The 6,136-nt window shown below is 62.5% G+C and carries 6 protein-coding genes; 3 read left to right on the top strand and 3 right to left on the bottom strand.

The features are described from left to right. Positions 1 to 189 precede the first annotated feature (189 nt). Positions 190 to 1,977, bottom strand: a complete 1,788-nt coding sequence (gene aspS, locus JT360_RS17095) for an aspartate--tRNA ligase (RefSeq protein WP_214472834.1) — start codon at positions 1,975 to 1,977, stop codon at positions 190 to 192. A 200-nt stretch (positions 1,978 to 2,177) separates the two neighbouring features. Between aspS and JT360_RS17090 the strand changes: the two genes are divergently transcribed. The 3 genes from JT360_RS17090 to rnd all read left to right on the top strand — a co-directional run bounded on the left by JT360_RS17090 (position 2,178) and on the right by rnd (position 5,098). After that, positions 2,178 to 2,552: a hypothetical protein gene (locus JT360_RS17090; protein WP_214472822.1), complete on the top strand. Its 375-nt coding sequence runs from the start codon at positions 2,178 to 2,180 to the stop codon at positions 2,550 to 2,552. A 74-nt stretch (positions 2,553 to 2,626) separates the two neighbouring features. Then, positions 2,627 to 3,871, top strand: a complete 1,245-nt coding sequence (locus JT360_RS17085; protein ID WP_214472821.1) for an MFS transporter — start codon at positions 2,627 to 2,629, stop codon at positions 3,869 to 3,871. A gap of 75 nt (positions 3,872 to 3,946) precedes the next feature. Then, on the top strand, positions 3,947 to 5,098 hold the full coding sequence (rnd, locus tag JT360_RS17080; protein ID WP_214472820.1) for a ribonuclease D: 1,152 nt from the start codon (positions 3,947 to 3,949) through the stop codon (positions 5,096 to 5,098). Positions 5,099 to 5,151: 53 nt separating this feature from the next. Here rnd and JT360_RS17075 read toward each other — a convergent pair whose 3' ends face one another. Together JT360_RS17075 and JT360_RS17070 are read right to left on the bottom strand one after the other, a co-directional pair. Further along, a complete protein-coding gene (locus JT360_RS17075) occupies positions 5,152 to 5,571 on the bottom strand; it encodes an MAPEG family protein (protein WP_214472819.1) in 420 nt (139 codons plus the stop codon). A 25-nt stretch (positions 5,572 to 5,596) separates the two neighbouring features. Next, complete coding sequence (locus JT360_RS17070) at positions 5,597 to 6,073, bottom strand: hypothetical protein (RefSeq protein WP_502845471.1); 477 nt, start codon at positions 6,071 to 6,073, stop codon at positions 5,597 to 5,599. Positions 6,074 to 6,136 lie beyond the last annotated feature (63 nt).

Below are 6,136 nucleotides of genomic sequence, written 5' to 3'. Positions count from 1 at the left end.
CCGGCAGGCGGATGAGGGGCAGCGCCGACGCCTGCAAATTGCAATTCAATGCCGAACCGATTGCCTGTCAGAAGGCGTCAGTTGCTACGGCCGTTCGCCAATCGGCTGCATCCGCGCTGCCCCTCATTGTCCTGCGGGACATTTCTCCCCGTATAGAGACGGGGAGAAAGGGCAGTTGCAACGCTGCCGTCAGTCCTTCTTGGGCACCGCGACGCGCAGTGCCAGTTCGCGAAGCTGCTGCGGGCTCGCTTCCGAGGGTGCGCTCATCAACAGGTCATACGCCTGCTGGTTCATCGGGAACATGGTGACCTCGCGCAGGTTCTTCGCCCCGACCAGCAGCATGACGACGCGGTCGATGCCGGCGGCCATACCGCCATGCGGCGGCGCACCGTACTGGAAGGCGCGGTAGAGGCCGCCGAAGCGCTCCTCGACCGTGGCCCGGTCGAGGCCGACCGTCTCGAAGGCCTTGACCATGGTTTCGGGCAGATGGTTACGGATACCGCCGCTCGCGATCTCGAAACCGTTGCAGACCATGTCGTACTGGAAGGCCTTGATGCCGAGCAGGTCCTCGCCGTTCAGCGCATCGATGCCGCCCTGCGGCATCGAGAACGGGTTGTGGGCGAAGTCGATCTTCTTCTCATCCTCGTTCCATTCGAAGAACGGGAAATCGACGATCCAGCACAGTTCGAAGCGCTCGCGGGCGACAAGGTTCAGTTCCTCGCCAGCGCGCGTGCGCGCGGCACCTGCGAAGGAGACGAATTTCTTCGGATCGCCGGCAACGAAGAAGGCGGCGTCACCGTCGGCAAGGCCGAGCTGCTGCCGGATCGCCTCGGTGCGCTCCTCGCCAATGTTCTTGGCGAGCGGGCCGGCGCCTTCGAGCTTGTCGCCCTCCTTGCGCCAGAAGATATAGCCCAGCCCCGGCTGGCCCTCGCCCTGCGCCCAGGAATTCATGCGGTCGCAGAAGGCGCGGCTGCCGCCGGTCTTGGCCGGAATGCCCCACACCTCGGCCTTCGGGTCGTTGGCCAGGATGTTGGCGAATACTTTGAAGCCGGACTCGCGAAAATGATCGGAGACGGCCTGTATCTCGATCGGGTTGCGCAAGTCCGGCTTGTCGGTGCCATATTTGCGCATGGCGACATCATAGGGGATGCGCTGGAATTTCTGCGTCACCGGCTTGCCGTTGGCGAAGGTCTCGAAGACGCCCCGCATCACCGGCTCCATGGTCGACAGCACGTCGTCCTGCTCGACGAAGCTCATTTCCAGGTCGAGCTGGTAGAATTCGCCGGGCAGACGATCGGCGCGCGGGTCCTCGTCGCGGAAGCAGGGCGCGATCTGGAAATAGCGGTCGAAGCCCGACACCATGATCAGCTGCTTGTACTGTTGCGGCGCCTGCGGCAGCGCGTAGAAGGTGCCGGGATGGATGCGCGACGGCACCAGAAAGTCGCGCGCGCCTTCCGGCGAGGACGCAGTCAGGATCGGCGTCGAGAATTCGGTGAAGCCGATATCGGTCATGCGCTTGCGCATCTCGGCGATGATTTTCGTGCGCGCCACGATGTTTTTGTGCAGCGTGTCGCGGCGCAGGTCGAGGAAGCGGTACTTCAGCCTGATGTCCTCGGGATAGTCCGGCTCGCCGAATACCGGCAGCGGCAATTCCTTGGCCGCCGACAGCACCTCGATCTCGCGGGCGAAAATCTCGATCTCGCCGGTCGGCAGGTTGGCGTTCGTGGTCTCGGGCAAGCGCGCCTTGACCTCACCGTCGACACGGATCACCCATTCGCCACGCACGGTCTCGGCGACCTTGAAGGCTGGCGAATCGGGATCGGCGACGATCTGGGTCAGGCCGTAGTGGTCGCGCAGGTCGATGAACAGCAGGCCGCCATGATCGCGCACGCGATGCACCCAGCCCGACAGGCGAACGGAAGAGCCGACGTCGCTCTTTCTCAACTGGGCACAGGTATGGCTGCGGTAACGGTGCATGGTCATTGGTAAAGTCCGGGGTGCTGGGTGGCAGGCCAAGGCGTCAAAGCCCGGCCCAAAATTTGCGCGAAAAGCGCATGGGAGGCCGGATTTGTCAAGGCAAGCAAGCCTCAGGCAACATCCTTGTCTGAACTTCGATGACACAATGGATGGCGGTTACCAGCCACCAGAGTTACGTTTGCGGCAAACGGGATGGTTACATGCAAACTCCCAAGCCGAGGCAGCATCTGACGTCTCAAGAGCAAAGCCGCATCGTCAGGCTGCTTGAGGCTGCTCGCGTCGACGATTGGGCGCGATTCAAATCACTCTCGGATGGCGATTTTGCAAATGACGAATCGATGCGGGAGCAGTTCGATGGCTCGCGCCTGATAGTCGACTACGATCGGATAGACCTGGAACGACACTTCGGCGTTGAGATAAACCCAGACGGCTTCCGCCTTATCATTGGCCATCTGGTTCTGCGCCACGGTCGGCAACAAAAGGTAATCCTTACCCTCTATAGCAAGGACCTGAGCGACGGCCCGTTCATAAGCGTGTGGACCTTCCACGAGGAATTGGACATATCCTCACTGTAGTTACCGGGAATTGCCGCTGGCATTAGCGGGGGCAATGGTTCAAGAAGGGATCACCGATACGTGATCGCCTCTTCATGTCCTCCATCCGCCCGCTGATCCCGCTTCTTCTCGCCGCAGGCATCCTGCTCGGCGGCAATGGGCTGCAAAGCACGCTTATCGCGCTGCGCGGCGCGCAGGAAGGGTTTTCCGCCTCCGACATCGGCCTGATGGGCACCTTCTATTTCGCCGGCTTCCTGCTCGGCTGCCTGGCCATCACGCGCATCATCAAGGCGGTCGGCCATATCAGGGCGTTTTCGGCGCTGGCGGCGATCGCCTCGGTCGGCACTCTGCTCCTGGTGCTTGTCCTCGATCCGGTGATGTGGTGCGCGGTGCGCTTTGCCGGCGGCTTCTGTTTCGCCGGGCTGTTCACCATCGTCGAAAGCTGGCTGAATTCCGGCGTCACCAACAGGGACCGCGCCCGCGTGCTCGCGATCTACCGGATGGTCGACACCGGCTCCGTGACATCAGCCCAATTCCTGATTCCCGTTTTCGGCGCCGGCGGCTTCACCATCTTCGCCATCATGTCGATCATGATCACATTGTCGCTGGTGCCGGTTTCGCTCGGCGACCGCTCCAACCCGACGCCGCCGGAGGAGGTCAAGCTCGACCTGGCGCGGGTCTGGCGCATTTCGCCGCTCGGTTGCTTCGGCTGCATCGCGGTCGGCGTCACCAACAGCGCCTTTCGCACGCTATCGCCTGTTTATGCCGAGCAGATCGGCATGTCGGTTGCCGATGTCGTCACCTTCGTCAGCATCGGCATCTTCGGTGGCGCCATCATCCAGTATCCGCTCGGCTATCTCTCCGACCGCTGGGACCGGCGCCGGGTGCTGTTGATGACGACCTGCTGCGCGATGCTTTCAGCATTGGCGCTGGTGTTCATCGCCGGCAGCAATCCGCTGCTCAACTTCATCATCATCTTCATCTTCGGCTGTTTCGCCATGCCGCTCTACTCGCTGTCGGCGGCGCATTCCAACGACCGCGCCGATACGGGCGAGTTCGTGCTGATCAATGCGGCGCTGATGCTGTTCTATTCCTTCGGCGCCATTGGCGGCCCTTTCGCCGCCTCCACGGTGATGCAGTATTTCGGGCCGAGCGCGCTGTTCGTGTTCAGCGCCACCGTCTATGCGATCTTCATCGCGGTCATCCTCTATCGCATGCAGGCCCGGTCCGGCGTGCCCGTCGGCAAACGCAGCCGTTTCACCGCGCTGTTGCGCACTTCGACCGTTTTCGCGCGGCTGGCCAGAAGAAACGGCGATCCGGAGGGTCCGGAAAGGCCTTGACGATGGCGCCACAGCTTGACGAAAGCCTCCCCGGCTGAAATCTAGGAAGACCCTACTCCTGCCAAAAGCGATTTGATGCACGTCATCACCACCCAGAAAGAACTCGAGACCGCTCTCGCCGCTTTCGAAAAGTCGGATTTCGTCACCGTCGACACCGAATTCATTCGCGAAACGACCTTCTGGCCAATCCTGTGCCTGATCCAGATGGCGGCCCCCGGCGTGACGGCGCTGATCGATCCGCTGTCGCCGGACATCGACCTCACGCCCTTCTTCAGGCTGATGGCCAACGAGGCGGTGGTCAAAGTCTTTCACGCCGCCCGGCAGGACATCGAAATCATCGTCCACCTCGGCGACCTCGTTCCGCATCCGGTGTTCGACACTCAGGTCGCGGCGATGGTCTGCGGTTTCGGCGACAGCGTTTCCTACGACCAACTGGTGCAGCGCATCACCGGCGCGCGGCTCGACAAGTCTTCGCGCTTCACCGACTGGCGCCATCGGCCGCTGTCCGACAAGCAGCTTGATTACGCGCTGGCCGACGTCACCCACCTGATCGAGGTCTATCAGCACCTCAGCGCCGAGCTGGCGCGGGAAAACCGCGCCCATTGGCTGAACGAAGAGATGGATGTCCTGACCTCGCGCGAGACCTACGATCCGCATCCAGAAGACGCCTGGAAGCGGCTGAAGATGCGGCTGCGCAAGCCACAGGAACTGGCGATCGTGCAGGTCGTGGCGGCATGGCGCGAGCGCGAGGCGCGCGAACGCGACGTGCCGCGCGGCCGCGTGCTCAAGGACGATGCGATCTACGAGGTGGCGCAGCAGGCGCCGCGCGATGCGGCAGCCCTTGCCAAACTGCGCACGACGCCCAAGGGCTGGGAGCGCTCCTCGACGGCGACGGCGCTGCTGGGCGCGGTCAACACCGCCCTTGCCTTGCCCAAGGAGCAGATGCCGAAGCTGCCGAAGAGTTTCCAGCCGCCGGAAGGCTCGAATGCCGCGGCGGAGCTGTTGAAAGTGCTGCTCAGGATCGTCGCCGAGAAACAGGGCGTGGCCTCGAAAGTGCTGGCCTCAAGCGACGACATCGACCGCATCGCGGCCGAGGGCGAGGATGCGGATGTGCCGGCGCTACAAGGCTGGCGGCGTGCCGTGTTCGGCGAGACCGCACTTAAGCTGGTGCGCGGCGAGATCGGCATCAAGTTCGACAAGCGCAAGATCGCGGTATTCGATCTGTAGACGAGCAGATTTCCCTTCTCCCCTTGTTGTGGGAGAAGGGAAAACTGCTCTGCTCAAACCACCGCGAGCAGATGCAGCGCGAACCAGATCCAGCCCAACAGGATAATCACCGCTCCGAAGGCGAAAGAGCGGTGGCGCAGCAGCAGATCGTTGCTGGTCAGGTGAACCCAAGCGTGGACATAGCGCGAGGCGACAAAGATCCACATCGGCGCCAGGGTCAGATAGTTGACGCCGTTGGTGACGTGCAGCGACAGGCACAGCACATAGAAAAGCACCGGCAGTTCGAACTGGTTGCCGAGATTGGCGGCTACCGTGACGCTGGACGCCGGCTCGGTCGAACGCACCTTGTATTGACCGGCTTTGGCCTCGCCGGACCTGACCGCACCGTATCTGCGACGGCCCAGGACGCAATAAACGATATAGATCAGCAGCACGTGCGCCAACATAGGCCAGAAGATCGCCGTCTGGTTCATGAAATGCCCCCTGCCTTGTTCGGCATCAAGCCTGGCGTTTCTGCCCCATCAACCAGAACGCGGCGATGATGACCACCGGGATGGCGAGAAGCGCGAATTTGGTGACGATCAGCGCCGAAGCGAAAGACAGCGAATCCGGGTTGGCCGACAGGAAATCGGACAGAAGGCGCGCTACGGCGATGTTCTGGGCATAGTCCGCAAGCGTGTAGGGCAGCACCAGCACCAGCGCGAGGATCGACTGCACCCGCGGCGGCAGCACGCGGAAATTCTTCAGGCGACGGCCGGTGGCCAGGATCAGGCTCACCAAAGTCAGTGACAGCAGCGCCGGGAACAAGAGATCGAAGGTCAGGTAGTGCCAGACGAGAATGATCTCGCCGCCGCGCCGGCCGAGCGCCGTCAGCCAGGCCATGCCTTCGTCGGGCGTGAAGCCGAAATAGCGCATGTCGAGCGACGGCAAGCCGCCGCTCAACTGGCGGAAATAGAGGAACTCCAGCACTGTCATGGCGATGAAAACCGCTGCCGACAGGAAACAAAGCGCTGCCGCGTGACGCGGCAGCCGCAGGAC

This window comes from Mesorhizobium sp. dw_380 (assembly GCF_018588885.1).
Lineage (GTDB): Bacteria > Pseudomonadota > Alphaproteobacteria > Rhizobiales > Rhizobiaceae > Mesorhizobium.
The sequence above is the reverse complement of the archived record's forward strand: the minus strand, read 5'-3'. Positions and strand labels throughout refer to the sequence as shown.

What these genes read in the sequence shown, in the direction of transcription:
- aspS (WP_214472834.1), bottom strand. Translation starts at nt 1,977, where the DNA reads ATGCACCGTTACCGCAGCCATACCTGTGCCCAGTTGAGAAAGAGCGAC.
- JT360_RS17090 (WP_214472822.1), top strand. Translation starts at nt 2,178, where the DNA reads ATGCAAACTCCCAAGCCGAGGCAGCATCTGACGTCTCAAGAGCAAAGC.
- JT360_RS17085 (WP_214472821.1), top strand. Translation starts at nt 2,627, where the DNA reads ATGTCCTCCATCCGCCCGCTGATCCCGCTTCTTCTCGCCGCAGGCATC.
- rnd (WP_214472820.1), top strand. Translation starts at nt 3,947, where the DNA reads ATGCACGTCATCACCACCCAGAAAGAACTCGAGACCGCTCTCGCCGCT.
- JT360_RS17075 (WP_214472819.1), bottom strand. Translation starts at nt 5,571, where the DNA reads ATGAACCAGACGGCGATCTTCTGGCCTATGTTGGCGCACGTGCTGCTG.
- JT360_RS17070 (WP_502845471.1), bottom strand. Translation starts at nt 6,073, where the DNA reads ATGACAGTGCTGGAGTTCCTCTATTTCCGCCAGTTGAGCGGCGGCTTG.